Below are 26,314 nucleotides of genomic sequence, written 5' to 3' on the forward strand. Positions count from 1 at the left end.
TTTCCTCTATAGCTTATAAGACTGTCGATTTTGGTGGAATTTTATTGTCGATCACAAAATCATCAACCAGCTTCTGTGCTTTTTTCAGTGATGTTGACAGATCATCATTTACAAGAACAACGTCAAAACGACCTTCAAAGCTCATCTCAAAATGCACTTTAAACAGTCGCTTTGATAGACTTTCTTCTGTCTCAGAACCACGGCCAATTAGTCGTTGCCGCAGCGTTTCTTCATTCGGAACCCTCACAAAAACGGCCAAGGCCTTATCGCCATAATATTGCTTGAGCTTTAATCCACCCTGTACATCCACGTCAAACAAAACATGTTTGCCGCTGGCCCACAAGCGCTCAATCTCGGATTTTAACGTACCATAGAACGCACCCGTGTATACTTCTTCCCACTCGACAAACTCATTGTTATCAATCCTCTGCTTGAACTCTTCGGGGGTCAGAAAATAATAGTCTTTGCCATTTTGTTCGCTACGGCCCCGACGATCGCGGGTGCAGGCCGAAATAGAAAAGCCGAGATTATCGTTCTCGGCCAGCAAATGCTTGACAATCGTTGTTTTGCCCGAGCCAGAAGGGGCTGAAAAGATGATAAGCTTACCGTCCAAAATAAGTCAGTGATTAACAAAGTCCTTAAATGAATTGAGGTAATCAGAGCGACGTTTTGTAGCGGCTCTGATTACCTCAATTATGTCAATTTATCTTAACTAAAACTCAGAATGCGAGACTTGATCGTTGCCACGAGCTGCTCAGGGCAGCATTTCTTCTCCATCCGTTTGGCTAATAACTCCTTGACTTCCTTTTCGAGCTGATACATCTCAATGCAGGGTTTGCAGGACTCAAGGTTTGCTTTCAGTTTGGCAAGCTGCTGTTCAGTAGCTTCCCCATCCACAATTAACTGGATCATCTTCAAGCAGTCTGCCTGATGACTGCAATGATCTTTCATCTCAGGACCAGCGCTGGATGAAGATGACGATGGCAACGACGTTTGCATTGGAAAAGTTTTATTTATTCCAAGAATATTATAATACGTTAAGTTATAAGCAGAACCAATTTGTCGTTAGAAAAAGTTCGGTTTATTCTTCGTTTTCTTCATTATAACCCATCGAGGATGCGTAATCACGCAATTTTTCTTTCAACAGGTTGCGGGCGCGGTGCAAACGAGACCGGACTGTACCAATCGGGATGTCCAGAATCTTGGCCATTTCTTCGTAGGTAAACCCTTCAATATCGCAAAGGATAATCACCGTCCGAAAATCAACGGGCAAGGAATTCAGCGCCGTAGCTACTTCATCACCAATCAGATCGGAAACAGACTCGGCCCGCAAATCGACCGTGTGCTCGGTTTCGGCATCTTCAGAATTATAGGTCGTTTCAACGTCCTGATAATCTACTTTAGCCGGTTCCTTACTTTTTTTCCGGTAATCGTTAATGAAGCTGTTCTTCAGTATTCGAAACAGCCATGCTTTTGCGTTAGTTCCTTGCTCAAATGACGAAATAAACCGAAAAGCTTTTAAATACGTATCCTGCACGAGGTCATTGGCGTCGTCCTCATCGGTTGTCAGTCGGAAGGCAAAATTATACATGGAGTCAATGTGTGGCATAAACTCCTTATTGAAAACCTGATACTTCTGCTCTTCCGTATATCGGCGGGCAGGCGCATCGGCAGAGGGCTGCTCGTTAGAACCGCCATCGGGTAATAATTGATCGTCGTCGCGAGTTGGCGTATCTGACATAACTTCGGGTATAGTCGCCATAAAAGTAAGAGTTAATTGCCGTTTACTGTCGGCAGAACTCAACGAAATTCTATTACACCCTAACCAGTTCGCTGAGCCGTGTCTGTGTTTGACTGCAAAAATCAATCCTTTGTTTAAAAAAACAGGGGAAAAACCAGTCAATATGACGATTTGGCAGCGAACGTTTCCCTAGATTGTAATGTTAAAGCCTGTTCATTCCCGCCATAGTGGCGTCAATGAACAGGCTGGCTATGTTTTAATGAGGTTAAACAGTAACCGATTTAAAATATCGTTTCAGCCAGGAATCGGCGGCTCGGAGACGCCAGTTTGCCAGAAACTCCGCTTTGGTTTGCACCAGTGTATTAAACACGGTTGAGTTTGGCGTCAACAAACCATCGGCAACTGCCGCTTTGATGGCTGGTAACGGATAGGTCGTTACGGTGCCATCAGCCGAAAGAACGGCCGCCGACCGGTCAAAGAAATCAACGCCGATCTGCTGACCAATTTCCCGGAGTGTTCGCACGGATGCATCAATTGAGCAGCCGCTCGGCAGGTTGAACCCTTCATCTACCCCTACCACAACAAATCGGTTTTCAATAACCTTCGCCGATGCCAGCAAAGGCTGCCCATGTGCTGCCCACTGATTTAAAGCGGGCTGAAGGGCCTGTTCAATACCTGATACATCGCTGCCCGAGAGCGGACGGTTTGCCTGATATACCCACACCCGGGCATTATCTGGCAGTTTATCAAAGTCAATCCACATAGCAAAAAAGTACTAGTATGTGATAAACGATGCAAAGGCTCTATCCGATTCACCGCTCATCCATATTTATTACAGACCCTCTTTCTGAGCAATGAGTTCGGCAATATCGTAAACCCGGACCGAATCTTCGCGGTTCTTATTCTTTACGCCATCCGACATCATCGTCATACAGAACGGACAGGCCACGGCAATCATGTCGGCGCCTGTGCCGAGCGCTTCCTCTACACGCTCGACGTTGACATCCTTATTACCGGGTTCAGGCTCTTTGAAATACTGACCTCCACCGGCTCCGCAGCACAGGCCATTGGCCCGCCCCCGTTTCATCTCGACCAGATCAGCATCCAGCGCGGCCAGCACCTCGCGGGGCGCTTCATAAATTTTATTGGCCCGGCCCAGGTAGCATGAATCATGGAACGTAATCCGCCGACCCTTAAACGACTGCCCGTCCTTTACTCGAACGCGCCCCTCATTAATCAATCCCTGTAGAAACTGTGAGTGATGAATAACTTCATATTTCCCGCCCAGTTCTGGGTACTCATTCTTCAGCGTATTGAAACAGTGCGGGCAGGCCGTTACGATCTTTTTTACGTTATAGCCGTTCAGAACCTGAATGTTCGACACAGCCTGCATCTGGAATAAAAATTCGTTTCCGGCCCGACGTGCCGGGTCGCCTGTGCAGGCTTCTTCCGGCCCCAGCACGGCGAATTTGATGCCAACGTGATTCAGGATCCGCACAAAGGCGATCGTTACGCGTTTATAGCGGTCGTCAAACGAGCCGGCGCAACCGACCCAGAATAGAATCTCCGGTTCTTCGCCCGCGGCAGCCATATCGGCCATGGTCGGGACTTTGTATATCTTCTCGCTCGTTGCTTCCATGTATTGACTAGTTTCGGTCATTTTCCGTAAATTCATTCGCTGATGAACACTGGTCAACCGATACGTTTATTTGCTTTGCGATTCGTTTACCTGATCGGCCCAGTTGAAACGGTCGCTCGGTGAGAATTTCCAGGGGGCCATATTATTTTCAATGTTGCTGAACATGGCATTCCAGGACGCCGGCGCCTGCGATTCTTCCATCACCCGGTAGCGACGTAACTGCAGAATAATGTCCAGCGGATTGATGTTAACCGGACAGGCGTTTATACAGGCCTGGCAGGTGGTGCAGGCGTTCAGTTCTTCTGCGGTTATATAATCACCGAGCAGTGATTTGTCGTCTTTAAAATCGTTACCCTGGGTTTGCCAGCCGCGCTGAATGTCTTCCATCCGGTCACGGGTATCCATCATAATCTTACGGGGCGACAATTTTTTGCCCGTAATATTTGCCGGGCAGGCTGCCGTACAGCGACCGCATTCGGTGCAGCTATAGGCATTCATTAGATTGATCCACTTCAGGTCATATACGTCCTTTGCCCCAAAACGGCCGATTTCAGCCGGCTGCTGACCGTTATCATTTTCCTGAGAACCGTCTGGCTCCGTCGTCAAAGGCAAGCCCAAGGCCAACTGAACCTCCTTCGTAATTTCGGGCATATTCTGCATTTCGCCTTTCGGCTGCAGATCCGAAAAATAGACATTCGGAAAGCCCAGAGCGATGTGCAGGTGCTTCGAATACGTTACGTAAACGGCAAAAGCCAGAATACCCAAGATGTGCAGCCACCACGCAGCCCGTTCGTAAGCAATAAGCGCCGTATCGCTGAACCCGGTAAAGAACGGCTTGAAATACTGACTAACCAGAAAATCGGGAACAATGCCCTGCAACTCTCCATAGTGGCCAACACCCCGGTCGCGCAAAACACTATCTGATGCATTCCAGGTCAGAAAGGCAATCATCAGAAAGATTTCGGCCGATAAGATAATTGTTGCATCGGAGACCGGCCAGCCGCGCAGTTCGCGGTGTCGACTTGCCTGTAACCGATTAACGCGGGTAATAAATCGTCGGCACAGAAACGCAACGCAGACCGCCAACACGCCAAACGCCAGCACTTCGAACACATCAATCAGAATCGGGTAAACCGGCGTAATGTAAGGTGCAAATAGCCGGTGCGTTCCCAGAATACCATCCAAAATGATCTCCAGAATCTCAATATTGATGATTAGAAACCCAGCATAGATGACAAAGTGCATCACCCCGACCAGCGGCTTAGTAAACATCTTTTTCTGCCCAAACGCTACCAGCAGCATCACTCGCATACGCTCACCGGCATTGTCAGTTCGATCTTCAGGCCGACCCAGCTTAATGGCCCGGGTAATGAGCCGCACGCGTTTGGTTATGTACCAGATTGCTGCGGCCAGGGCTGCGACAAACAAAATTTGCTGAAAAATATCCATTCTATTTTCGGCTTACTTTACCTGAGAATCAGCTTTGTAATTCATCAGGCATAACTTTACTGAAAAATAATCTGCGCAATCTGTTGCAGCGAGACATCTGGCTGTGTACTTTTGCACCCACGTTTCGGTGATGTAGCTCAGTTGGTAGAGCAAAGGACTGAAAATCCTTGTGTCGGCGGTTCGATTCCGTCCATCACCACCACCTTAACTTCAGCCTTCCTAATCAGGAAGGCTTTTTTTATGCCTGACAAGTTCTCAAACTTGTCAGGCATCGTTAAAATAGTATGCACGCATACTATTTTAACCTTAGCAAAGATACAACTTCCTGCGAATCTAACAAGGAAAGGGAGCCGTTGTTTTGTACCTAACCCGAACGGGTAATAACATCTCGCTGATAAGCAGAAAATTAGAGTTTCTGGCCTTCAGGCAGGTTTACTTCAATGCCAATCGCCCGCATAAGCTGACTGGCGTTAAAGCTTCCGCAGATGCCTTTACGTAGTTTATAATCGAATACGAGTTCGCCGTTGTGGAGATCGGACTGGAAATGATAATTGCTGACAAAATCAGCCGCATCCGTCAGTTGGCCCAGTTCAAGATCATGGGTTGACACAAAACCCGATGCGGCCGTGCGGTGCATCTGACGAATCAGGGCCTCGGCGCCCCGGTGGCGATCGGCAGAGTTCGTACCTTTCAGAATCTCATCCAGAAAATATAGTACAGGCAATGCATCAGGCTCTTTAGTGAGACTAATCAACGTCTGTAGGCGTTTTAGCTCAGCATAAAATGAGGACGTACTTTCTTCGAGCGAATCCTGAGTACGCATACTCGTGAACACCCGTACCGGCGAACACACGAAGCGTTCTGCACTCACGACAGCACCCGCCAATGCCAGCACAACGTTTGCGCCGACTGTGCGCAGGAACGTACTCTTACCAGACATATTTGATCCGGTAATAAGTACGGTCTGGCCGCTACCGGCGATTGAGAGTGAATTAGCAATGCTACGGTCAAGTGGCAACAAGGGATGAGCCGCCGAACGCACATCTAGGGTTAATAGCTCATTGACGATCTCAGGCGTAGAATAATCCGGATGCGCAAAGGCAAAACCAGCCAGACTATTGAGTGCTTCCAGCTCGCCCAGAGCGTCGAACCAGCGGCTGAGATCAGGGCCATATTGCTGGCGCCAGCGTTCCAGCCGAAACAAGTTATGAATATCCCAAAGCGTGGCTATGCCGAAGAGCAGATAAAAATAGGGATTACGTCGGTAATTCAACCCTTCAGTCAGCCGAGCTAATTGACTGATAGCCTCGGAGGCAGAATGTCCGGTTGCCGTCAGCGCCTGCTGAATAACCTGTAAGCGAGCTGATTCTCCATTTACTTGTTCAGCCTGTTGAAACAAGGCGCGAAACGCCCGCAGCGCAGCCGAAATCTCGAATGTCTGCTCACTTACGTCTTTTGCCTGGGCGCCTGTTCGGCTAAGCACCAGGCTATGAACTGCTAATGCTCCCAGAACGGCCACACCCGGCACATAGCCAGACAGCCACGCGACAAAAACACCCAGGGTAATTACCGGGAACAAAAATCGCACTACGTTCAGGTAAGCTGGTAGCGACTTATTTTCTGACGTAACCCACGTAACGAGCGCATTCGGCGACTGACTGATTGTTTCCTCTATATAGGCTAATGCTTCAAATTTCTGCCGCCAGTCAAGCTGAGGTTTTAGCTCGGTTACAGCCTGCTGTCTTTGCTGAATAACTTCAAAGGTCGCCGGAGCCTGCAGCCAGGCGGCCAACTGGTTCTGGCCTAGGTGAGTATGCGTGCGATTGAGCAGCCGAAACAACGAATGCTTGCCGAAAACGTCCAGATCGCCGGAGTAATAGTGGGTTGGGCTGGCAAACTGTTCACCCGTTTCGGGGCGCAGGTACTGCCGCTTCAGACGGGCAAGTTCATCCTGATTAACGAACGCCAGATGATGATTCAAATCCCGCTCCTGCCGGACATTCTGGTGTTTTTTCAGCAGCAACAGAAAGCCAGTGATTCCAATCAGCAATGTCGCTACCGCTCCCCACTGCTGATCGAGCCGGATAAGCAGCCAAACGGCTCCTACGCTGCCAATAAACCAGACAAGCCGCCAAAACGCCAGTTGATTGTATCGGCGCTGGGCGACCTGTTCGACTTGTGTAAATTCCTGCTGACGGTGACGAAAGGTTGTTTCGGGCGGCATAAGCTAATGCGGCAGACAAACCGCCAACTGAATTTCAACTTGCGGAAAGCCCGCATCATTTATTACAATCCTGGCAAACGCCCTGAATCAGCAGGTTCATTTCCCGACGATCGTACCCTTCCGGCAAAGCTATGGCAGGAATACGCACCTTGTCGAGGCAGGTTGTCTGACCGCAGACTTCACATTTGAAATGGACGTGATCATGATGATGGTGTCCATCGGCGCAGTTTTCCCGACAGAGAGCGTATTTAGTGCCTCCCTCATCATCCAGAACCTTGTGGAGTAAGCCTTTATCCAGAAACGTCCGTAACGTTCGATAAATCGTTACGCGGTCATGGTCGGGCCCCAGACCGTTTTCTACGTCGTTATGCGCCAGCGCATGACCTGCGTTCAGAAACAAGTCCAGCACCTCCTCCCGCCCGTTTGTGTGCCGAAGGTTAAAGTCTTTCAGAGTTTTTGCGGCCGGTGTCATGGTGAGCAGTGACTTATCGGGACGTAAAGGCTGGCGTGGCAAGCAGCCAGCCTTCCGTTTATTCTATGATTTCGAACTGCAATTTAACTAGGTTTGCATAGATGCCGTCCTCCTGCGTTGCCAGTTCATCGTGCGTACCCTGCTCGGCAATCTGGCCCTCGCGGATGACGTAGATCGTATCTACCTTACGGATTGTGGCCAGCCGGTGTGCAATGATAATCGTCGTACGGTTCTGCATCAGCTCATCGAGCGCTTCCTGCACCAGCCGCTCCGACTCGGCATCCAGCGCACTGGTCGCTTCGTCCAGAATCAGAATAGCTGGATCTTTCAGAATTGCCCGGGCAATAGCAATACGTTGCCGCTGACCACCCGACAGTTTAACGCCCCGCTCGCCCACAATGGTTTGAAAGCCTTCCGGGAATGATTCGATGAAATCAAGCGCATTGGCCTTGCGGGCAGCCTCACGTATCTCAGCTTCTGTTGCGCCGGGCTTACCATACTGAATATTTTCCAGAATTGTACCGCCGAACAGCATGACCTCCTGCGGCACCACAGCAATGTTTTTACGCAGTTCCGTTACGTTAAAACCGGCCAGCGCCCGGCCATCTATGGTGATATCGCCATCACTCAGTGGGTAATACCGCATCAACAGCTGGACAATCGTGGATTTACCTGCTCCACTCTGGCCAACCAGGGCAATTTTACGTCCGGCGGCTACGTCGAGCGAGATACCTTTCAGCACAGAGACATCCGGGCGAGACGGGTACGAGAACTGCACATTATTGAACCGAACGTTACCCTGTACCGGAATAAACAGTGGTGTTTCCTGATCGGCATCTACCTCTGATGGCTCGTCCAGAATTTCAAGAATGCGTTCTGATGCGCCGATGGTCCGCTGAACCTGCGCGTACATATCCCCCATACCCGCTACCGAACCACCAATAAAGGCCGTATAGAAAATGAAGGTCAGCAGGTCGGCAAAGGGAATTTCACCCGACTGCACCAGGCTACCACCGTACCAGACGATGCCCATGATACCACCAAACATGGCGAAAATGATGAAGGAAACAAACACACCCCGGAACCGGGCCGTCCGCAGAGCCGTATTGACCATGCGCTGCAAAGCAGCACCGTAACGACCGATTTCTAAACGTTCGTTGGTAAACGCCTTAACAACATTGATCGATTGCAGCGTTTCCTCCACGATCACACTGGCCGCAGCCAACTGATCCTGCGCTTCTTTGGACAGCTTACGAATATACCGACCGAATATAATGGCCGCCACAATAATGACGGGGAAGGTCGCCAGCATGAATAGCGTAAGCTTCCAGGATACGTACAGGATAAACAGCGTGCCACCCACCAGTGTAGCCACCTGCCGGAATAATTCAGCCAGCGTAATAGACAGCACATCCTGTAATTGCGAAACGTCGGCGGAGATACGGCTGGTCAATTCACCGACGCGCCGTTTTTCAAAAAAAGGAATTGGCAACGTAACAATCTTGCTATACACCGACCGCCGAACGTCGGCCATGGAACGCTCGCTAACCTGCGCAAAGAAATAGATCCTAAAGAATGAAAAGATGGCCTGCAGGACCAGAATAGCGGCAAAGATTAGGATCACCTGGCCAAGCGTAAACGGCGACTTCCCCTGGATAACACTTGTTACCTGACCAATCAGGGCCGGAAAGCTCAGCGTCGTTAGGGTTGATAAAACCAGGAATACAAACCCGAAGGCGAACTGCACCCGATAGGGCCGTACGAACCGAAATACACGCAGGGCTTTCTGGATGCCTTCCCGGTTCAATTTGCGTTTATCTTCTTTACCGGCTTCCTCGCCAGCATTCTCACGTCGCTTTGCCATTGTTGGTTAATCCTGTTACTAAATGACCTCTGTATAGACTGTCGTTACCGGCCAGAAAATATTGGCTCGGAACCATACAGAGGCAAAACTTTAATCGTCTTTTTGGCCTTTATAGCCGGATTGTTCAAAAATCTGCCGGGCATCAGCCAGGCGCATCAGCTCGGCAATACTCTGACTGCTATGTTCGTCGTGGTATCGGCCAACAATTCGCCAGCCAAGCCACCGCCCGATTGCGCCGGGTGCGGCCTGCCCAATTTCGGCCGTGAAGGGCCGTTCGTTCAAATATCGTTGTTTTACGCCGGGATTCGTTTGATATAGCAGTTGATTATCAATAAAATGCGCCCAGACGATGTCCTGCGCATTAAACGTTTCGGTCAGTTGCTTGTCTGAGTAGCCGATAATCAGACTGTCGGCCACCTCAGGTAACATGGTTTTGGTAAATACAAACCCTTTGCCATAATAAACCATATCGGCTAGCAACGTCTGGTCGGCCCGGTTTGTGGCGTTGTATTTATCCGAGATGGCAAAAACGATGGCCGGAGCGATATACTCTTTCTGGTAACGGCGCAGAATATATTGTGGAAATTCCGGACCCTGTGGACGATACTTCGCCTTTGGACCAACAAAATAATCGAGACCAATAATGATCAAGCTATCGCTAACAACCAGATCCGGTCCCTGAAAGCCTGTTACCATCGTAGCGACTTTAGGCGATCGAAAGTCTGGAAAGTCTTTTTTAATATTTGTGAAAGCTTCGGCGAGTTGGTTGTTCAGGTCGGTCATATCGCCGAATTCCGTCTGAACCTGCTTGTATAGTTCGTTCAACGCCGGATTATTGACCCGGTTGGTCAATTCCCGAACGAGTGCCGTATCATTTCCGGCTCCGTTCGCGTTAAAGTACAATTGAGCGATGGATGGATTCTGGTTTAGAAATACCCGAACGCTATCCGAAGATTTATTCGCAAAAAGTTTTTGATCGAGCCGAACCAGCGTAATGTCTTCGTTTTCGGTACACGAAGCAAACAGAAAAGAGAAAAAAAGCCCAAACAGGGCCATCCATAGTCGCATGAAAATCACGGGTTTCCTATATTGAAAACGTGCAAAATTATGAAAAAAGTTGCAGGGTTAAGTCTGATTTTGATTGCCTTCATGTTGGTTGGTGCTGTTGCTCAGACAACTTCACCTGCACTTTATAATCTGAGAACGAAGGAATCGCGCGCGACCGATAAACGGTTCCGAAAAATACTGGGCGACAATTATGACGGGCAGGACAAGAACCGCCGGGACTACGACGATGACCGTAAGCGCCGTCGGCGTCGCCAGTCTACCACCGACGAAAGCGGCCCCGATTACGCCCGCCCCAACCACCTCATTGAAATGAGCATCCGGCTCGCGCCTTCACTCAATCTGAACACGGCTACCGGAACCGGAAGTTACGCAGGTTTTGGCGACAATGGGGCGGCCGTCCGGATGAGCGTTGGCCCAACGCTAGACTATTTCTTCTTTAAAGACAGTTATGCTTTCAGCACGGGGCTTTGGTACACCATTAAACGATCCGGTTTTCAGATGCCCGGTACCTTCGGGGGATCGCGGTGGACGCCCGGTACGCCCGAAAAAGAGTCGATCTATAATCTCCAATACCTACAGGTGCCGTTGAGCGTCAAATTATTTGCGAACAATATTTCCCCCGGCATCCGGCTTTACGTACAGACGGGTGGCCTGTTAAGTCTGAAAATAGCCGAGAAAGCTCTGCAGCCTGAACGGAATGGACTTTATACGGCTGAAAGTGGCGGTAATCGGCGGCAGTACGGATTTGGTGATATTGAGTTGCTGCTCGGAACCGGTATCCAGTATAAAATTAACCAGACCAATGCGTTTAACCTGGGGGTGAGCTACCAACGTGGCTTGGTCAACGTAGCCCGGGCAAGCGAGCTCATTTCTAAAAATCGGGTTGTTTCCCTGGATTTCGGCTTTAAGTTCTGATCCGGACCGGAACTCATATCCTCACACCCGCATTTCGATGCCCTGCTCACGCAGATAGTTCTTTAATGCCGGAATTTCGATTTCCTTGAAGTGAAAAATACTGGCGGCCAGCCCGGCGTCGGCTTTGCCGGTGGTGAAAACATCCACGAAATGTTCCATCGTGCCCGCTCCACCTGATGCGATCACCGGTATGTTCGCTGCGCCTGAAATCTGCGCGGTTAATTCCAGCGCAAAACCGGCTTTGGTGCCATCAGTATCCATCGAGGTCAGCAAAATCTCGCCCGCGCCCCGGTCTTCAACTTCCTTAGCCCAGGCAATTGTCCGTAATTCGGTGGGTTTACGTCCGCCATGGGTATGCACTATGTGTTCGCCATCTACATACCGTGTGTCGATTGCAACCACGACGCACTGACTGCCAAACTCAAGAGCCAGCTCGTTTATTAAACCAGGGTTTCGCACGGCCGACGAATTAATTGAGATTTTATCGGCTCCAGCGTTCAGCAGCGCCGACACATCGGCGACGGATGAAATTCCTCCACCCACCGTAAATGGGATATTAATTGTATGAGCCACGTTCCGAACCAGTTCAATCAGCGTTTTACGCTCATCGACGGTTGCCGTTATGTCCAGAAAAACTAACTCGTCGGCTCCCTGTTGGGCATAAACAGCCGCCAGCGCAACCGGATCGCCTGCGTCGCGGAGGTTAACAAAGTTTGTTCCTTTCACCGTGCGGCCATCTTTGATATCCAGACACGGAATGATACGTTTGGTAAGCATGAATTAATAACGTTCGATCAGCTTGCGCTGCATGAAAATGTAGGGGTGGTCCAGGGCCGTAAAGCCAAACTGCTCATACAGCGAGTGTGCATCCCGGGTAGCCAGCACCCATCGGCGAAGACCCTGCAGCGCGGGATAATCCGAAATGGTTTGCATCAATAATTTAGAAAGCCCTCTGCCCCGGTGCTCAGCAACGATAAACACATCAGCCAGATAAGCGAACGTAGCTTCGTCGGTGATAACACGGGCAAAACCGACCTGCTCTACGTCAAGATAAACCCCAAAACAAAGCGAGTTTCGAATAGCTCGTTCAACAAGTTCGATTGGAATGTTCAGGGCCCAGTAGGATTCTGTGCTCAGAAACCGGTGAATGAGCGCTACATCTAATCGGGTTTTATCCGTACTTACTATGTAGCTCATATTCATGGGTTAGCAAACTTGGTCAGCTCTGCCAGCGTGACGCGACCTTCGTAGATTGCCTTGCCGACAATGACCCCGAAAACGTTCATGTCGGCCAGGGTTTCGATATCCTGCATGCCGCTAACGCCCCCACTGGCGATAATATTCAGATTCGGGAATCGGTCCTGCAAATTCCGGTACAGATCAAACGATGGCCCCTGTAAAAGACCGTCCTTCGCAACGTCGGTGCTGATAACATACTTTGCGCCCTTCTCAACCCATTTCTCCACGAAATCATATACCCACACGTCAGTCCCTTCCTCCCAGCCGCTAACAGCGATTTTTTCGTTTTTAGCGTCGGCGCCCAGAATAATCTTATCAGCACTATGCCGCGATAACCACCGCTCCATCAGATCGGGCTGTTTCACCGCAACGCTGCCGCCCGTCACCTGCTTCGCTCCGCATTCAAACACGACGCGCAAATCATCGTCGGACTGAACCCCCCCGCCAAAATCAATATGCAGCCGGGTTTTGGTAGCAATCAGTTCCAGAACTTTCCAGTTGATAACCCGTTTCTCGCGGGCACCGTCGAGGTCGACCAGGTGCAGACGCGTCAGACCCGCATCTTCAAACTGCTGAGCCACCTCAAGCGGCCGGGCATTATATTCTTTTTTCTGGCGGTAGTCGCCCTGCGTCAGCCGAACGGCTTTGCCTTCAATCAGGTCAATTGCAGGAATAATGTACATGGATGGTATGAACGTAAAAAAGCGCTGTGTTTACGACAGTTTTAGAAAATTCTCCAGAATCCGCTGTCCGGCATCTCCACTAATTTCGGCATGGAACTGAGCCGCATAAAAGTTGTCCCGGTGCAGCATGGCGCTGAATGGCCGGACGTAATCGCAGACGGCCGTTGTTTCCGGACAAACGTCAGCGGCATAGCTATGCACAAAATATACGTAAGCGTTTTCGGCTAAACCCTCGGTCAGCGGACCGCGCAGATTATGGATATTGTTCCAGCCGGTATGGGGCACCTTAAGACCCGGTACGGTTTCAAAGCGCCGAACGTCAATATCAAAAATGCCCATACAGGTCGTGTTATTTTCTTCAGAACGACGGCACATCAGTTGCATCCCGACGCAGGTGCCTAAAACGGGCTGCTTCAGCGACGGAATCAGTTTATCGAGCCCACGCTCGCGCAGGTAAGCCATGGCAGTGCTGGCCTCGCCCACACCCGGGAATATTACTTTATCGGCCGAACGTATCTCTGCTTCGTCGTCTGTAAGCAAATAGCTAGCGCCCAGCCGGTCCAGCGCGTACATGACCGACTGAACATTACCAGCGTTGTATTTGATAATTACTGTTTTCATAAAGCAAAAGCCCGGCTCATTAGCAGAACCGGGCTTTGTATATTGTGGTAATCAGGATTGTCTCACCGAACTCACAAACACGAGCAACTCGTTCTGCTGCGTTACCGCTCAGAATGATGATGCCGATGAGTTGAGGTTGCTAAAATCATAAAACAAAGGTAACCGGTACCCGTGGCAATTCAAAACAAACTTCCCTGCACGACTTTCGGCTGCACAACTGGCTATACATCTATTCGTCGAATTCTGATTTTCTGAGTAGTAACCGTTGTAAAACAACCTGTCAGATCGGCGATGCGTTCGGACATTAGTTTCATTAGAATCGTTTTTATAGCATCCGTTTCTTTGAAATGATAGCGTAAAAACAAAACACTAATGCCCCGAACATGATGAGCAAATACCCACTCGCTAAAATCTTTATCCTCAGTTAAAATAATACGAGGTGGGTTACGTGCTAATTCAATTACTTCCTCATCGCGTATGCCACTCTCGGACTCACTAATTGAATAAACGTCTATACCCAGCTTCCGAATAGCGTCAATCAGGCTATGATCAATATTTTCGTCAGCAACAATCATGCTGCATCCAGCATAATTATTTCTTCATTTGCCAACACATCGGATGCGTAATTCAACGCAGCTAATACATCGGCTTCCTGCAGGTTCGGATATATTGCCATCAGGTCTGATGTAGATGCGCCTTCTGATAATTTACGCAGTACTAATTCAACAGTTATACGAGTCCCCTTAATGACGGGTTTACCCAACATTACCTGATGGTCAGATGTAATCCGTTCCTTGTAGTTCATACGAGCAATATTAGTTAAAACAAACTTCCCTGCACCACTTTCGGCTGTAACACGGGTTCGCGGAGGTTCAGGCCGCAGTGCTTGTTCAGTTCCCGTACCCAATACAGAATCAACTCGGGTGCAGTATCGTTCTCAGCTCCGCCGTGAATAAACAGATAAGCTGTCTGTAATCCCTTTTCAAACCAGGTTTTCAGCCGCTGTATCCACGCATCGGCCCGGCTGTAATCCGTTGAGTGCCCTTCGTTCGCAATGAACCGTAACGTTAAGGCCGGACTGCTCAGGCCCATGTGCAGAACGTCGCGCCTACCAGCGACATCCGTAATGACGACGTGCCGGTGCAACCCATACAGCCGTTCGAGGGTGTGCTGCCAGACGATTGCCTTGCTGAACCAGTCAGGATGCCGAAACTCAACCGCTACGTCCAGTTCGTCGGGGAGGCTTTTCAGATACGCTTCCAGTACGGGCCATTTCTCCGGCCCAAACGAAGGCGGCAGTTGCAGAAACGTCATGCCCAGAAACTCCTCCAACCCGAGCACGGCATTCACAAATTCTTCGGTCAGTCCTTCGGTAGCAGTCAGTTGCCGTTCGTGACTGATGATCTGCGGAAATTTCGGACAATACGTAAAGCCTGGCACGGCCTCAGCCTTCCATTTCTCGATCATGCCCGCCGTTGGAATCTGGTAATGCGTCAGGTTCAGCTCGATGGTGTTGAACTGCCGGGTATAGTAGTGCAGAAAGTCTTTCTCCTTAGCGTTGGACGGATAAATTTTACCGACGTAATCTTTGTTAGCCCAGATTGGACCACCAATGAAAACTTCGGGTCGGCGCGTCGGTTCCACAGCCGTCCAGACACGGGTATTGAAGGCCGCGCCGGGGGGCAGCGAAAAATTAACAGCGCCAAGGTTATGTATTTTTCCAAATTCCATCTGCTTGTGGATAAAGTGACATTAAGTAAAAATAAGGCATTTCTGATTCAAAATCCACTGTTAATCCGCCCGTTGGCTAAGCTTAAGTATTCACTGAAGAGCAACCAAATCAGCCGCTCGTCCGGTATTTCCCGCGAGGGGGTTATTTTTGCATACCAAACGGGTCAGGCCCGCCGACGACGAATGATCTCCAAGACATACAACCCCAAAGACATTGAGGAAAAATGGTATCAATACTGGATTGATAACCAATTTTTTAAATCAACGCCCGATGAGCGAGAACCCTACACCATCGTCATTCCGCCCCCGAACGTAACGGGCGTGCTGCACATGGGGCATATGCTGAACAATACCATCCAGGACGTGCTGATACGTAAGGCGCGCATGGAAGGTAAAAATGCCTGCTGGGTTCCCGGAACCGATCATGCCAGTATTGCTACTGAAACGAAAGTTGTAGCAATGCTCAAAGAGCGCGGCATTAGCAAGCAGGATTTGACCCGCGACGAATTTCTACAGTATGCCTGGGAATGGACGCATAAATACGGCGGCATCATTCTTCAGCAGCTTCGCAAGCTAGGTGCCTCCTGCGACTGGGATCGTACCCGCTTTACGATGGAACCAGCCCTCTACGACTCGGTCATCGACGTATTCGTTGACCTCTACAACAAAGGCAAAATCTACCGGGGCGTCCGCATGGTGAACTGGGACCCACAGGGACGTACGGCCGTATCGGACGAGGAAGTAATCACGAAAGAGATTCAGCAGAAACTCGTTTATATCAACTACGCCATCGCGGGTCAGGAAGGACAGTTTATTACGATAGCTACAGTTCGTCCGGAAACGATCATGGCCGATACCGCCATCGCCGTTAACCCGAACGATGAGCGATATAAACATCTGCACGGTAAAAAGGCCATTATTCCGCTAATTAACCGCGAGATTCCCATCATCACGGATGACTACGTAACGATGGACTTTGGAACGGGTGGCCTGAAGGTTACGCCGGCCCACGATCCAAATGACTACGCGCTCGGCATGAAGCACAACCTGCCCGTTCTGGACATCCTGAACGACGACGGTACGCTGAATGAGAAAGCCCAGATTCTGGTCGGTCAGGACCGCTTTGCGGCACGAAAGGCCATTATCAAACTGCTCGAAGAGTCGGGTAATCTGGTTAAAACGGAAGAGTATAAGTCGAACGTTGGTACGTCCGAACGTACCGGAGCCGTCATCGAGCCTAAGCTATCTCTGCAATGGTTTTTAAAGATGGACGAACTGTCGAAGCCGGCATTCGAGAACGTGATGAACGACACGGTTCAGCTCCATCCGGCGAAGTTCAAGAATATGTACCGTTCTTGGATGGAGAATCCGCACGACTGGTGCATTAGCCGCCAGTTGTGGTGGGGGCAGCGCATTCCGGCCTTTTACATGCAGGACGGCACCATCATCGTCGCTAAAAACAAGCACGAAGCCTTAGAAAAGGTCCAGCACGAAAAGCTGCTCTTCGCCATGACCGAAGCCGACCTGACGCAGGACGAAGACGTACTCGACACCTGGTTTTCGTCGTGGCTCTGGCCTATGTCGGTTTTCGACGGCCTGAAAAACCCGAACAATCCGGATATCAATTATTACTATCCAACCAACACCCTTGTTACGGGTTTCGATATCATTTTTTTCTGGGTTGCCCGCATGATCATTGCCGGGTACGAGTACAAAGGTGAACGCCCTTTCAAAGATGTGTACTTTACGGGTATGGTCCGCGACAAGCTGGGTCGTAAAATGTCGAAGCAACTCGGCAACTCCCCCGACCCGCTTGATCTGATCGACCAGTACGGTGCCGATGGCGTTCGAACGGGTATGCTGTTTAGCTCTGCCGCTGGTAACGACCTGCTGTTCGACGAGAAACTGGTTGAGCAGGGCCGTAACTTTAGCAACAAAATCTGGAACGCCTTCCGGCTGGTTAAAGGCTGGATGGTCAGTGACCAGTCGGCACCTGACAGCAATGGCCTGGCTATTCGCTGGTTTGAATCGAAGCTGAACACAACCCTTATCGAGATTGAGGACTACTTCAGCAAATTCCGGATTTCTGACGCCTTACAGGCCATCTACAAGCTTATCTGGGATGACTTCTGCTCACAGTACCTTGAATTGATTAAGCCCGGCTACGAGCAGCCAATCGACCGGTCTACGTATGAGGCCACGATCAACTTCTTTGAACGGCTGATGTGTCTGGCGCATCCATTCATGCCCTTTATCACGGAGGAAATCTGGCAGGAGATTCGTGAACGTAATAGGGGTGAAAGTATCTGTATTGCGCCGTTTCCACAGCCTGACCAGATTGATGCCCAAATCCTGACTGACTTCGAAACATTGTTCGAAATCATCACCAATATCCGGAACATCCGGAACGCCAAGCAGATTTCGCCCAAAACAGAGATACCCTTAGCAATTAAAACAATCTCTCTGGACCGATTCAGAACGCTTGAAGCACTTATTGGCAAGATGGCTAATGTTTCGGGGGTTACCTATGTCGACGAAAAAGCCGAAGGATTGCCTTTCCTGATAAAAGGCGAAGAGTTTTTTGTCAATGTTACGGGAGAAATTGACGTTGAGCAGGAGGTTCAGAACACCCGCAAAGACCTGGAGTATCAGATCGGATTCCGCGATTCAACCCTCAAAAAGCTTTCCAACGAGCGGTTCATTGCCAATGCCAAGCCCGAAGTAGTTGAACGGGAACGCCAGAAGCTTGCCGATGCTGAGGCTAAGATCCAGGCGTTGGAACAGCGGTTGAGCAATTTGGGAGTCTAAACTTATTCTAAGTCCTAACGTGGAGTTCACTTATTCCACGCTGGAGCTTAGACTAGAAAATTAATACATTTATCGTGTTATATTTCAAATGAATAATGAAATAATAGTATTATTGTAGCTAACTCGGACTCTGCTACTCAATGAATAAATGCATTTTTCTGGACCGTGACGGTGTGTTGAATGAAGACCGTACAGATTATGTCTACCGGGTTGAAGACTTCATTATTCCCGAAGGCGTACCTGAAGCGCTGCGTTTATTAAAAGAAGCCGGATATCTTTTAATTATCATCACCAATCAGGCGGGCATAGCCAAAGGGCTTTATACCCGCGATGATGTTATGCAGTGCTTCAATTACTTACAGGAGCAGTGCGATCATCTGATTGATGATATTTATTACAGCCCGCATCATCCTGATTACGATACACACTCTCTGACCCGTAAGCCTGGTTCGCTCCTGCTCGAGAAAGCGATGGCCAAATACAACATCGTTCCCGACAAATCCTGGATGATTGGCGATGCTCCGCGCGATATGCAGGCTGGTCGGCGGGTAGGGGTTCGCACCGTACGTATCGCGCAGGACGTACAACTTAGCCCCGACTGCGATGGTTGTGCACCGAATCTGCTGGAAGCTTCCCGGTTTGTCTTGGAGTGTGCCTAAAAAATTGCCGGTAATCGAGTTTCGTAAAAGCTCGATTACCGGCAATTCAGTACATGCTTTCTTACGCCCGTACCTGCTGCGCTGATGCGGGCTTTTGTACGCTTCCGTACGCCGGGCAGTTGGCCCTCCGCGCACATGATCCAAGCGACAGGGTCGCCAGCACCGTACCTAAAATCAGTAATTTTTTCATGAATAGCTTGATCTGCTTACCTAATCTTCAGATTACTAAACGAATATAACGGGTAGAACAGTACAAAAAAATTCGGTCGTTGTACTGAACGGTGAATTAATGCCCGTCAAGGGTACAACGACCGAAAAATTAATCTTCTTCCCGTATCAGTTCAATCTCTTCTTCCCGGCCTTCAGCAGCTGCTTCGGTTGCCTCAAGTTCCGTCATGCCAGGTTCTGCGCCACCGTAGCCCAATATTTTGAGCATGGTCTCGCTGTTTTGCTCCGGTGCAAACAACCGCGAGCGCAGATTGCCTTCTTCGTCCTTATCCACAATAACGTGCTGTGGCGCCGGAATCAGGCAGTGCTGAATACCACCATAACCACCCAGTGACTCCTGGTAAGCGCCAGTATGAAACAGCCCAATGTATTGGTCCTCGGCTTCCTGATCAAATATTGGCAGATACAGGTCCGCACTGTGGGCTTCTGTATTATAGAAATCGTGCGAATCGCAGGTCAGGCCACCAAGGTTCACTTTCTGGTATGGATTATCCCAGTTATTAACCGACAGCATGATGTATTTTTGACCCAGACCCCAGGAATCAGGTAGTTGCGTAATGAACGAGCCATCAATCATATACCACAGCTCTTTATCGTTCTGTAGTTTCTGATCAATCACCTTGTAGATAACCGCTCCACTCTCACCAACCGTGTACGAACCGAACTCCGTAAAGATATGGGGCACGGGTACGTTGTTCTTGTTGCAGATCCACTGGATGCTTTCCACGATCTGATCAATCATGGCCTGATAATCATACGTAAACTGGAACGACGTCTGGATAGGCATTCCCCCGCCAATATCAATCGAATCGAGGTCGGGGCACATCTTCCGCAGCTCGCAGTATTTATACATGAACCGGCTCAGTTCACTCCAGTAATACGCGCTGTCTTTAATACCCGTATTGATAAAAAAGTGCAGCATTTTCAGCTTAAACTTCTCATTGGTCGCGATTTTGCTTCTATACAACTCATTAACGTCGCTGTACCGAATGCCCAGCCGCGACGTATAGAAAGCAAAATTAGGCTCCTCATCCGTTGCAATCCGAATCCCGAAATTAACGGTATCGGCCGTTATCGAATTCTCGTAAGCCTCAATTTCCTTCAGGTTATCGAGTACCGGAATGCAGTTCGAAAAACCGTCATTGATCAGTTCACTGATGTACTGAGTATACAGCGGCCGTTTGTAGCCATTGCAGATGATATACGTGCTCTTGTTGATTTTGCCAGCTTTATACAACTCGCGTAAAATGGGCATGTCGTAGGCCGACGAAGTTTCGAGGTGAACATTGTTTTTCAAAACTTCATCGAGCACAAATCGAAAGTGGGATGACTTCGTGCAATAACAGTACGTGTAATTGCCTTTGTAATTATACCGTTTCATGGCGTTCTTGAACAGCAGCTTCGCATGTTCAATATGCTCCGTGATCTTCGGCAAATACGTTAGTTTTAACGGTGTACCATACTGCTTGACAATGTCCATCAACGGTACATTGTTGAACATCAGTTGATTGTTCTCAACATTAAACTCCCGGGTTGGAAATTCAAATGTCTGGTCAATAAGGTCATAGTAAGTCTTCATCCCTTCTTTCGGTGCATATAATGGATGGTCCGCCGTTGCGGGTTGTAGTTATGAAAAAACAGGCGCGAATTTGGCCCCGAAAATTGGGCTTTCCAAGTACACCCTATTTGCAAGATAGTCAACGAAAATGCAGGGGGTTTGATTCGATAAAGGAGTAAATTTTATAATGATGGAACACAGCTTTTCCACCGACAGCTAGGGTTCTTCCTGCAAACCAAAAAGAAGCTGTACTTTTGCCTATTGACATCGACTTTTGTATCGAATGCCTCAGTCCATCCATTTTATATCCATTGGCGGCAGTGCCATGCACAACCTTGCACTGGCGCTTCAGCATCAGGGTTACACCATTACTGGCTCCGACGACGAAATCTACGAACCCTCGCGGTCAAGACTGCAGCGATATGATCTGTTACCAGCCGAGATGGGCTGGTTTCCAGAAAAAATTACAACCAGTTTAAACGCTGTTATCGTCGGTATGCACGCTCGCGCAGAGAATCCAGAGTTGCTTAGAGCGCAGGAGTTAGGTTTACCGATTTACTCATATCCCGAGTATATTTATCAGCAGAGCAGACAGAAGCAACGAGTGGTTATTGCCGGCAGTCACGGCAAAACGACGATTACGTCGATGATTCTGCACGTATTAAAATATCACCGCCGAACCTTTGACTATCTGGTTGGTGCTCAGATTGAAGGCTTTGAAACCATGGTGCAGCTTACGCCTGATGCACCCGTCATCATCATTGAAGGCGACGAATACGCATCCTCACCGGTCGACCCGCGCCCAAAGTTTCTGCATTACCAGCCGCATATTGCGCTTATCAGCGGCATTGCCTGGGATCACGTTAATATTTATCCAACCTGGGAAGAATACGTCGATCAGTTTGAATCGCTGGCTGAAGCAATGCCCAAGGCCGGGATATTAATATTCGATGAGTCAGACAACATGCTTGATGTAATCGGTCAGAAAGAGCGTACCGACATCACTAAAATACCTTATGAAGCCCATCCTCATGAGGTTGCAGATGGTCAGACATATTTGATTACAAAACAGGGCCAAAAAATTCCTGTACTGGTCTTTGGCGAACACAACATGAAAAATGTTGCTGGCGCTATGACGGTGCTCGACCGTATTGGTATCACTGAAAACCAGTTCTATGAGGCTATACCCACATTTAAAGGTGCTGCCCGGCGTCTTGAGAAAATAGCCCATAACGGAAATCGGATTATATTCCGCGACTTTGCTCACGCCCCTTCTAAGGTTGAAGCCACTACCCAGGCAGTCAAGCGTCAGTATCCCAATCGAAAACTTTTAGCCGCCGTTGAATTGCATACGTTCAGCAGCCTCAATAAAGCTTTTTTAGATCAGTACAAAGACTCGTTAAATGAAGCCGACGAAGCTGTCGTTTATTTTGACGATCATACATTAACCGTCAAAAGACTTGAACCCATTACACCAACTGACGTTATCTCTGCTTTCGAACGCCCCGATTTGCATGTATTTACAAACACAACTGATTTGCAGACGTATTTAACTCAACAGCGAGAGACTGCCGAAGTGTTTTTGTTAATGAGTTCAGGCACTTTTGGTGGCTTGAACATCGATCTTATTGCAGACCAATTGATAAATTAAACGAGCATTTTATTCGTGGCAACTCAAAGTATCGTTGTGTATTGTGGTTCTAGTCCCGGCACTAGCTCCGTATATAAAGAAGTCGCTGTTGAACTAGGGGCAAAAATGGCAGCTCGCGCTATTCGGCTTATTTACGGCGGAGGTGGTTTTGGGCTTATGGGCACCGTTGCCAACGCTGTTTTGCAGAATGGAGGAGAAGTTACGGGTGTTATACCCAATTTTTTAGCTGATCTCGAAGTGGCTCATAATACGCTTACCGAGCTTCATTTTGTTGAGACAATGCACGAGCGGAAGTATAAAATGGTGCAGTTAGCCAAAGGGGTAATTGCTTTGCCGGGAGGATATGGCACGCTGGATGAATTATTTGAAATACTTGCCTGGCGCCAACTAAAAATTTACGACGGTCCAATTGCATTACTCAATATCAATGGCTATTACGATCTCTTGCTTCAGCAACTTGACCGAATGGTAACTGATGGTTTCTTAAAGGCGGAAAACCGTGCTTTACTGATAGTGGCCGAATCAGTCGATGAGACACTAAAGTTAATGGAAGAGTTCTGGCTTACGTTATAGTTCACACCACCTATTCCTGTGAATGCAGGGGCGTTTTTGTTAGGCGCAGCCCTCGCTGTCTTCCCCCCTTTAAACGCGAAAGGCCGCTGAGCACCCCAACAGGGGATCCAGCGGCCTTCGCCCTCAATGCACCAGGTGGCACCTTCCTACTCTCCCGCTTGTGACAGCAGTACCATCGGCAGTACGGGGCTTAACGGCTCTGTTCGGAATGGAAAGAGGTGTCCACCCGCCTTACCAGCACCAACCTGTTGTGACGTCCAGCCAAACCCTAACGGGCCCAGCCTATATCCTGGTGTCTTTTGCCCCACAGAGAGAAACCTTGATGCGCCAACCGGCCAGCCCAACCAATCAACTACCACAAAGACTTATTCACTAACTCGCGTCCGGGCTCATTAGTACGGCTCAGCTCAACACCTCTCAGCGCCTACACCTGCCGCCTATCCACGTGCTCGTCTCGCACAACCCTTTATACCGGATGACTCATCTCGGGGCCAGTTTCGCACTTAGATGCCTTCAGCGCTTATCTTAACCATACGTAGCTACTCGGCCGTGCCTGCGGCCAAACAACCGATCCGCCAGCGGTATGTCCATCCCGGTCCTCTCGTACTAAGGACAGACCCCCTCAGTCATCCAACGCCCACCACAGATAGGGACCGAACTGTCTCACGACGTTCTGAACCCAGCTCGCGTGCCACTTTAATCGGCGAACAGCCGAACCCTTGGAACCTTCTCCAGCCCCAGGATGTGACGAGCCGACATCGAGGTGCCAAACCTCCCCGTCGATGTGAGCTCTTGGGGGAGATCAGCCTGTTATCCCCGGCGTACCTTTTATCCTTTGAGCGATGGCCCTTCCATGCGGAACCACCGGATCACTATACCCGACTTTCGTCCCAGATCGGCCTGTTTGCCTCACTGTCAAGCTGGCTTCTGCTATTGCACTCCCCTGCCGATTACCGTCCGGCATGAGCCAACCTTGGGAAACCTCCGTTACCCTTTCGGAGGTGACCACCCCAGTCAAACTACCCACCAAACACTGTCCCCTTCCGGGTTAGGCAGCCGGTCAGCCAAGGGCGGTATTTCAAGGGCGGATCCACGATGCCTGGCGACACCGCTTCACGTCCTCCCGCCTATCCTACACATGCCTGACCAGCTACCCATGTTAAGCTGTAGTAAAGGTGCACGGGGTCTTTCCGTCCCGTGGCGGGTAAGCGGCATCTTCACCGCTACTACAATTTCACCGAACTCATGGTTGAGACAGTGCCCAGATCGTTACACCATTCGTGCAGGTCGGAACTTACCCGACAAGGAATTTCGCTACCTTAGGACCGTTATAGTTACGGCCGCCGTTTACTGGGGCTTCAGTTCAAACCTTCGGAGTTACCCCCTAAGCTCCCCCCTTAACCTTCCAGCACCGGGCAGGTGTCAGACCCTATGCGTCAACTTTCATTTTTGCAGAGTCCTGTGTTTTTGGTAAACAGTCGCCTGGGCCTTTGCTCTGCAGCCTTCCATTACTGGCTAGGCCCCCCTTCTCCCGAAGTTACAGGGTCATCTTGCCGAGTTCCTTAACCATGATTCTTTCGCGCACCTTAGCATATTCTGCCCAGCTACCTGTGTCGGTTTGCGGTACGGGTAGTTACACGCTTAACGAACAACCACTTTTCTTGGAAGCCCCTTCAGTCCTTCGGTTCGGCCGAAGCCTCCCCTCAACGCCCACTTCCGTCCGGACGTAGAACCCCCGGCACTCCGTCATGGCTGTTCCTGTGCAACTAGTGCAGGACTATTAACCTGCTTCCCCTCAGGACCCACCCTTCGGCTGCCCCTTAGACCCCGACTAACCCTCCGATGACTGCCATCGCGGAGGAAACCTTAGCCTTTCGGTGTGAGGAGTTCTCATCCTCATTCTCGTTACTTATGCCTACATTTGCTTTTCTATACGGTCCAGCTCGGCTCACGCCTGACCTTCACCCCCTATAGAATGCTCTCCTACCACAATACACTCTAAGTGTATGTCCATCGCTTCGGTGCTGTGCTTGATGCCCGTTTATTATCGACGCCCGCCCCGCTCGACCAGTGAGCTGTTACGCACTCTTTAAAGGAATAGCTGCTTCCAAGCTAACCTCCTGGCTGTCTCAGCAGCCGGACCGCCTTTGTTCAACTTAGCACACACTTGGGGACCTTAGCGGATGGTCTGGGTTGTTCCCCTCTCGGAACAGGACCTTAGCACCCTGCCCCTCACTGCCCCGCACCCGTCTTGCGCATTCGGAGTTCATCAGAAGTTGGTAGGATGTGACTCCCCCGCATCCTGTTGGTCGCTCTACCTCACAGACGGTAACACGAGACGCTGTTCCTAAAAACATTTCGGAGAGTACGAGCTATTTCTCAGTTTGATTGGCCTTTCACCCCTACCCGCAGCTCATCCGGAAGCTTTTCAACGCTTATCGGTTCGGCCCTCCACGGTGTGTTACCACCCCTTCAGCCTGGCCACGGGTAGATCACCAAGTTTCGCGTCAACCCCCACTGACTAGAGCGCCCTGTTCAGACTCGCTTTCGCTTCGGATCCGGACGTCCACGTCCTTAACCTTGCCAGTGACGGTTACTCGTAGGCTCATTATGCAAAAGGCACGCCGTCACCCCCCGCTGGAGGCTCCGACCGCTTGTAAGCGTCTGGTTTCAGGATCTATTTCACCCGGGTACTCCCCGTACTTTTCACCTTTCCCTCACGGTACTCTGCGCTATCGGTCTTCTGGTCGTATTTAGCCTTACCGGATGGTGCCGGCCGATTCAGAGGGGATTTCGCCGGTCCCCCCCTACTCAGGATACCCAACCCACATCGTCACTGACCCGTACGGGACTCTCACCCTCTGTGGTGCACCTTCCCAGATGCTTTCAGTTCGCTTCGATGCTTGATGTCAGGTCCTACTACCCCGATCATGCCGTAACATGATTGGTTTGGGCTGTTCCCCGTTCGCTCGCCACTACTCAGGGAATCACATACTTGTTTTCTCTTCCTGCGGCTACTTAGATGTTTCAGTTCACCGCGTTTGCCTCACCTAAAGGTGATCTTATCTCTTCAAGATAAGGGGTTGCCCCATTCGGATACAGACGGATCAGCCCCTGCCAGCGGGTCCCCGTCCTGTTTCGTCGCTTGCCACGTCCTTCCTCGCCGCCAGAAGCCATAGGCATCCCCCAGA

Annotated in this window: 23 protein-coding genes, 1 tRNA gene and 2 rRNA genes (1 of these 26 cut by a window edge); 6 read left to right on the plus strand and 20 right to left on the minus strand. The window is 49.9% G+C overall.

Features of this window, described 5'->3' with window-relative positions:
* Positions 1-13 precede the first annotated feature (13 nt).
* The 6 genes from gmk to HNV11_RS22985 form a co-directional block, all read right to left on the minus strand.
* Positions 14-613: a guanylate kinase gene (gmk, locus tag HNV11_RS22960; RefSeq protein ID WP_171741888.1), complete on the minus strand. Its 600-nt coding sequence runs from the start codon at positions 611-613 to the stop codon at positions 14-16.
* A gap of 95 nt (positions 614-708) precedes the next feature.
* On the minus strand, positions 709-951 hold the full coding sequence (locus HNV11_RS22965; RefSeq protein ID WP_171742292.1) for a hypothetical protein: 243 nt from the start codon (positions 949-951) through the stop codon (positions 709-711).
* A gap of 130 nt (positions 952-1,081) precedes the next feature.
* Positions 1,082-1,762 carry a sigma-70 family RNA polymerase sigma factor gene (locus HNV11_RS22970; RefSeq protein ID WP_240163657.1) on the minus strand — a complete coding sequence of 227 codons (681 nt, stop codon included), beginning with the start codon at positions 1,760-1,762 and terminating at the stop codon, positions 1,082-1,084.
* Positions 1,763-2,006: 244 nt separating this feature from the next.
* On the minus strand, positions 2,007-2,504 hold the full coding sequence (locus HNV11_RS22975; protein WP_171741889.1) for a hypothetical protein: 498 nt from the start codon (positions 2,502-2,504) through the stop codon (positions 2,007-2,009).
* Between the two features lie 69 nt (positions 2,505-2,573).
* Positions 2,574-3,341, minus strand: a complete 768-nt coding sequence (locus HNV11_RS22980; protein WP_394353892.1) for a (Fe-S)-binding protein — start codon at positions 3,339-3,341, stop codon at positions 2,574-2,576.
* A gap of 105 nt (positions 3,342-3,446) precedes the next feature.
* Positions 3,447-4,829: a 4Fe-4S dicluster domain-containing protein gene (locus tag HNV11_RS22985; protein ID WP_171741890.1), complete on the minus strand. Its 1,383-nt coding sequence runs from the start codon at positions 4,827-4,829 to the stop codon at positions 3,447-3,449.
* A 126-nt stretch (positions 4,830-4,955) separates the two neighbouring features.
* On the opposite strand from HNV11_RS22985, the gene HNV11_RS22990 reads away from it, so the two are divergent.
* Positions 4,956-5,031: transfer RNA gene (locus HNV11_RS22990), tRNA-Phe, on the plus strand.
* A gap of 204 nt (positions 5,032-5,235) precedes the next feature.
* On the opposite strand, the gene HNV11_RS22995 is transcribed toward HNV11_RS22990, so the two are convergent.
* The 4 genes from HNV11_RS22995 to gldB form a co-directional block, all read right to left on the minus strand.
* On the minus strand, positions 5,236-7,053 hold the full coding sequence (locus HNV11_RS22995) for a MutS-related protein (RefSeq protein WP_171741891.1): 1,818 nt from the start codon (positions 7,051-7,053) through the stop codon (positions 5,236-5,238).
* Positions 7,054-7,108: 55 nt separating this feature from the next.
* On the minus strand, positions 7,109-7,525 hold the full coding sequence (locus HNV11_RS23000) for a Fur family transcriptional regulator (RefSeq protein ID WP_171742295.1): 417 nt from the start codon (positions 7,523-7,525) through the stop codon (positions 7,109-7,111).
* A 58-nt stretch (positions 7,526-7,583) separates the two neighbouring features.
* A complete protein-coding gene (locus tag HNV11_RS23005) occupies positions 7,584-9,389 on the minus strand; it encodes an ABC transporter ATP-binding protein (RefSeq protein ID WP_171741892.1) in 1,806 nt (601 codons plus the stop codon).
* 90 nt (positions 9,390-9,479) lie between these two features.
* Positions 9,480-10,457 carry a gliding motility lipoprotein GldB gene (gldB, locus tag HNV11_RS23010; protein ID WP_171741893.1) on the minus strand — a complete coding sequence of 326 codons (978 nt, stop codon included), beginning with the start codon at positions 10,455-10,457 and terminating at the stop codon, positions 9,480-9,482.
* A 39-nt stretch (positions 10,458-10,496) separates the two neighbouring features.
* Here gldB and HNV11_RS23015 point away from each other — a divergent pair, with 39 nt between their 5' ends.
* A complete protein-coding gene (locus HNV11_RS23015) occupies positions 10,497-11,372 on the plus strand; it encodes an outer membrane beta-barrel protein (protein WP_171741894.1) in 876 nt (291 codons plus the stop codon).
* Between the two features lie 21 nt (positions 11,373-11,393).
* Here the strand turns inward: HNV11_RS23015 and hisF are convergent, their stop codons facing one another.
* The 7 genes from hisF to HNV11_RS23050 form a co-directional block, all read right to left on the minus strand.
* Entirely contained in the window at positions 11,394-12,149 is a 756-nt protein-coding gene (gene hisF, locus HNV11_RS23020; protein ID WP_171741895.1) for an imidazole glycerol phosphate synthase subunit HisF, read from the minus strand.
* Between the two features lie 3 nt (positions 12,150-12,152).
* Positions 12,153-12,575, minus strand: a complete 423-nt coding sequence (locus HNV11_RS23025) for a GNAT family N-acetyltransferase (RefSeq protein ID WP_171741896.1) — start codon at positions 12,573-12,575, stop codon at positions 12,153-12,155.
* The gene (hisA, locus tag HNV11_RS23030; protein ID WP_171741897.1) at positions 12,572-13,294 is read right to left on the minus strand and encodes a 1-(5-phosphoribosyl)-5-[(5-phosphoribosylamino)methylideneamino]imidazole-4-carboxamide isomerase; all 723 of its coding nucleotides are present in this window, start codon (positions 13,292-13,294) and stop codon (positions 12,572-12,574) included. Before hisA ends, HNV11_RS23025 begins: the two co-directional genes overlap by 4 nt.
* A gap of 30 nt (positions 13,295-13,324) precedes the next feature.
* Complete coding sequence (gene hisH / locus HNV11_RS23035; RefSeq protein WP_171741898.1) at positions 13,325-13,915, minus strand: imidazole glycerol phosphate synthase subunit HisH; 591 nt, start codon at positions 13,913-13,915, stop codon at positions 13,325-13,327.
* A gap of 221 nt (positions 13,916-14,136) precedes the next feature.
* Complete coding sequence (locus HNV11_RS23040; RefSeq protein WP_171741899.1) at positions 14,137-14,490, minus strand: DUF5615 family PIN-like protein; 354 nt, start codon at positions 14,488-14,490, stop codon at positions 14,137-14,139.
* Complete coding sequence (locus HNV11_RS23045; protein ID WP_171741900.1) at positions 14,487-14,720, minus strand: DUF433 domain-containing protein; 234 nt, start codon at positions 14,718-14,720, stop codon at positions 14,487-14,489. Before HNV11_RS23045 ends, HNV11_RS23040 begins: the two co-directional genes overlap by 4 nt.
* Positions 14,721-14,734: 14 nt before the next feature.
* Positions 14,735-15,646, minus strand: a complete 912-nt coding sequence (locus HNV11_RS23050; RefSeq protein WP_171741901.1) for a DUF72 domain-containing protein — start codon at positions 15,644-15,646, stop codon at positions 14,735-14,737.
* Positions 15,647-15,829: 183 nt separating this feature from the next.
* Between HNV11_RS23050 and HNV11_RS23055 the strand changes: the two genes are divergently transcribed.
* Together HNV11_RS23055 and HNV11_RS23060 are read left to right on the plus strand one after the other, a co-directional pair.
* A complete protein-coding gene (locus HNV11_RS23055) occupies positions 15,830-18,454 on the plus strand; it encodes a valine--tRNA ligase (protein WP_171741902.1) in 2,625 nt (874 codons plus the stop codon).
* Positions 18,455-18,594: 140 nt separating this feature from the next.
* Positions 18,595-19,113, plus strand: coding sequence for a D-glycero-alpha-D-manno-heptose-1,7-bisphosphate 7-phosphatase (locus tag HNV11_RS23060; RefSeq protein ID WP_171741903.1), 519 nt, complete (start codon positions 18,595-18,597; stop codon positions 19,111-19,113).
* Between the two features lie 319 nt (positions 19,114-19,432).
* Here HNV11_RS23060 and HNV11_RS23065 read toward each other — a convergent pair whose 3' ends face one another.
* On the minus strand, positions 19,433-20,920 hold the full coding sequence (locus HNV11_RS23065) for a type III PLP-dependent enzyme domain-containing protein (RefSeq protein ID WP_171741904.1): 1,488 nt from the start codon (positions 20,918-20,920) through the stop codon (positions 19,433-19,435).
* Between the two features lie 262 nt (positions 20,921-21,182).
* On the opposite strand from HNV11_RS23065, the gene HNV11_RS23070 reads away from it, so the two are divergent.
* The gene (locus HNV11_RS23070) at positions 21,183-22,550 is read left to right on the plus strand and encodes a UDP-N-acetylmuramate--L-alanine ligase (RefSeq protein WP_171741905.1); all 1,368 of its coding nucleotides are present in this window, start codon (positions 21,183-21,185) and stop codon (positions 22,548-22,550) included.
* A gap of 15 nt (positions 22,551-22,565) precedes the next feature.
* Positions 22,566-23,123: an LOG family protein gene (locus tag HNV11_RS23075; RefSeq protein WP_171741906.1), complete on the plus strand. Its 558-nt coding sequence runs from the start codon at positions 22,566-22,568 to the stop codon at positions 23,121-23,123.
* Positions 23,124-23,256: 133 nt separating this feature from the next.
* On the opposite strand, the gene rrf is transcribed toward HNV11_RS23075, so the two are convergent.
* Positions 23,257-23,368: ribosomal RNA gene (rrf, locus tag HNV11_RS23080) — 5S ribosomal RNA — on the minus strand.
* A 126-nt stretch (positions 23,369-23,494) separates the two neighbouring features.
* A 23S ribosomal RNA gene (locus tag HNV11_RS23085) occupies positions 23,495-26,314 on the minus strand (it continues 20 nt past the right edge of the window).

Origin of the sequence: Spirosoma taeanense (assembly GCF_013127955.1) — a bacterium.
GTDB lineage: Bacteria > Bacteroidota > Bacteroidia > Cytophagales > Spirosomataceae > Spirosoma > Spirosoma taeanense.

What these genes read in the sequence shown, in the direction of transcription:
- HNV11_RS22965 (WP_171742292.1), bottom strand. Translation starts at nt 951, where the DNA reads ATGAAAGATCATTGCAGTCATCAGGCAGACTGCTTGAAGATGATCCAG.
- HNV11_RS22970 (WP_240163657.1), bottom strand. Translation starts at nt 1,762, where the DNA reads ATGGCGACTATACCCGAAGTTATGTCAGATACGCCAACTCGCGACGAC.
- HNV11_RS22975 (WP_171741889.1), bottom strand. Translation starts at nt 2,504, where the DNA reads ATGTGGATTGACTTTGATAAACTGCCAGATAATGCCCGGGTGTGGGTA.
- HNV11_RS22980 (WP_394353892.1), bottom strand. Translation starts at nt 3,341, where the DNA reads ATGGCCGATATGGCTGCCGCGGGCGAAGAACCGGAGATTCTATTCTGG.
- HNV11_RS22985 (WP_171741890.1), bottom strand. Translation starts at nt 4,829, where the DNA reads ATGGATATTTTTCAGCAAATTTTGTTTGTCGCAGCCCTGGCCGCAGCA.
- HNV11_RS22995 (WP_171741891.1), bottom strand. Translation starts at nt 7,053, where the DNA reads ATGCCGCCCGAAACAACCTTTCGTCACCGTCAGCAGGAATTTACACAA.
- HNV11_RS23000 (WP_171742295.1), bottom strand. Translation starts at nt 7,525, where the DNA reads ATGACACCGGCCGCAAAAACTCTGAAAGACTTTAACCTTCGGCACACA.
- HNV11_RS23005 (WP_171741892.1), bottom strand. Translation starts at nt 9,389, where the DNA reads ATGGCAAAGCGACGTGAGAATGCTGGCGAGGAAGCCGGTAAAGAAGAT.
- gldB (WP_171741893.1), bottom strand. Translation starts at nt 10,457, where the DNA reads ATGCGACTATGGATGGCCCTGTTTGGGCTTTTTTTCTCTTTTCTGTTT.
- HNV11_RS23015 (WP_171741894.1), top strand. Translation starts at nt 10,497, where the DNA reads ATGAAAAAAGTTGCAGGGTTAAGTCTGATTTTGATTGCCTTCATGTTG.
- hisF (WP_171741895.1), bottom strand. Translation starts at nt 12,149, where the DNA reads ATGCTTACCAAACGTATCATTCCGTGTCTGGATATCAAAGATGGCCGC.
- HNV11_RS23025 (WP_171741896.1), bottom strand. Translation starts at nt 12,575, where the DNA reads ATGAATATGAGCTACATAGTAAGTACGGATAAAACCCGATTAGATGTA.
- hisA (WP_171741897.1), bottom strand. Translation starts at nt 13,294, where the DNA reads ATGTACATTATTCCTGCAATTGACCTGATTGAAGGCAAAGCCGTTCGG.
- hisH (WP_171741898.1), bottom strand. Translation starts at nt 13,915, where the DNA reads ATGAAAACAGTAATTATCAAATACAACGCTGGTAATGTTCAGTCGGTC.
- HNV11_RS23040 (WP_171741899.1), bottom strand. Translation starts at nt 14,490, where the DNA reads ATGATTGTTGCTGACGAAAATATTGATCATAGCCTGATTGACGCTATT.
- HNV11_RS23045 (WP_171741900.1), bottom strand. Translation starts at nt 14,720, where the DNA reads ATGAACTACAAGGAACGGATTACATCTGACCATCAGGTAATGTTGGGT.
- HNV11_RS23050 (WP_171741901.1), bottom strand. Translation starts at nt 15,646, where the DNA reads ATGGAATTTGGAAAAATACATAACCTTGGCGCTGTTAATTTTTCGCTG.
- HNV11_RS23055 (WP_171741902.1), top strand. Translation starts at nt 15,830, where the DNA reads ATGATCTCCAAGACATACAACCCCAAAGACATTGAGGAAAAATGGTAT.
- HNV11_RS23060 (WP_171741903.1), top strand. Translation starts at nt 18,595, where the DNA reads ATGAATAAATGCATTTTTCTGGACCGTGACGGTGTGTTGAATGAAGAC.
- HNV11_RS23065 (WP_171741904.1), bottom strand. Translation starts at nt 20,920, where the DNA reads ATGAAGACTTACTATGACCTTATTGACCAGACATTTGAATTTCCAACC.
- HNV11_RS23070 (WP_171741905.1), top strand. Translation starts at nt 21,183, where the DNA reads ATGCCTCAGTCCATCCATTTTATATCCATTGGCGGCAGTGCCATGCAC.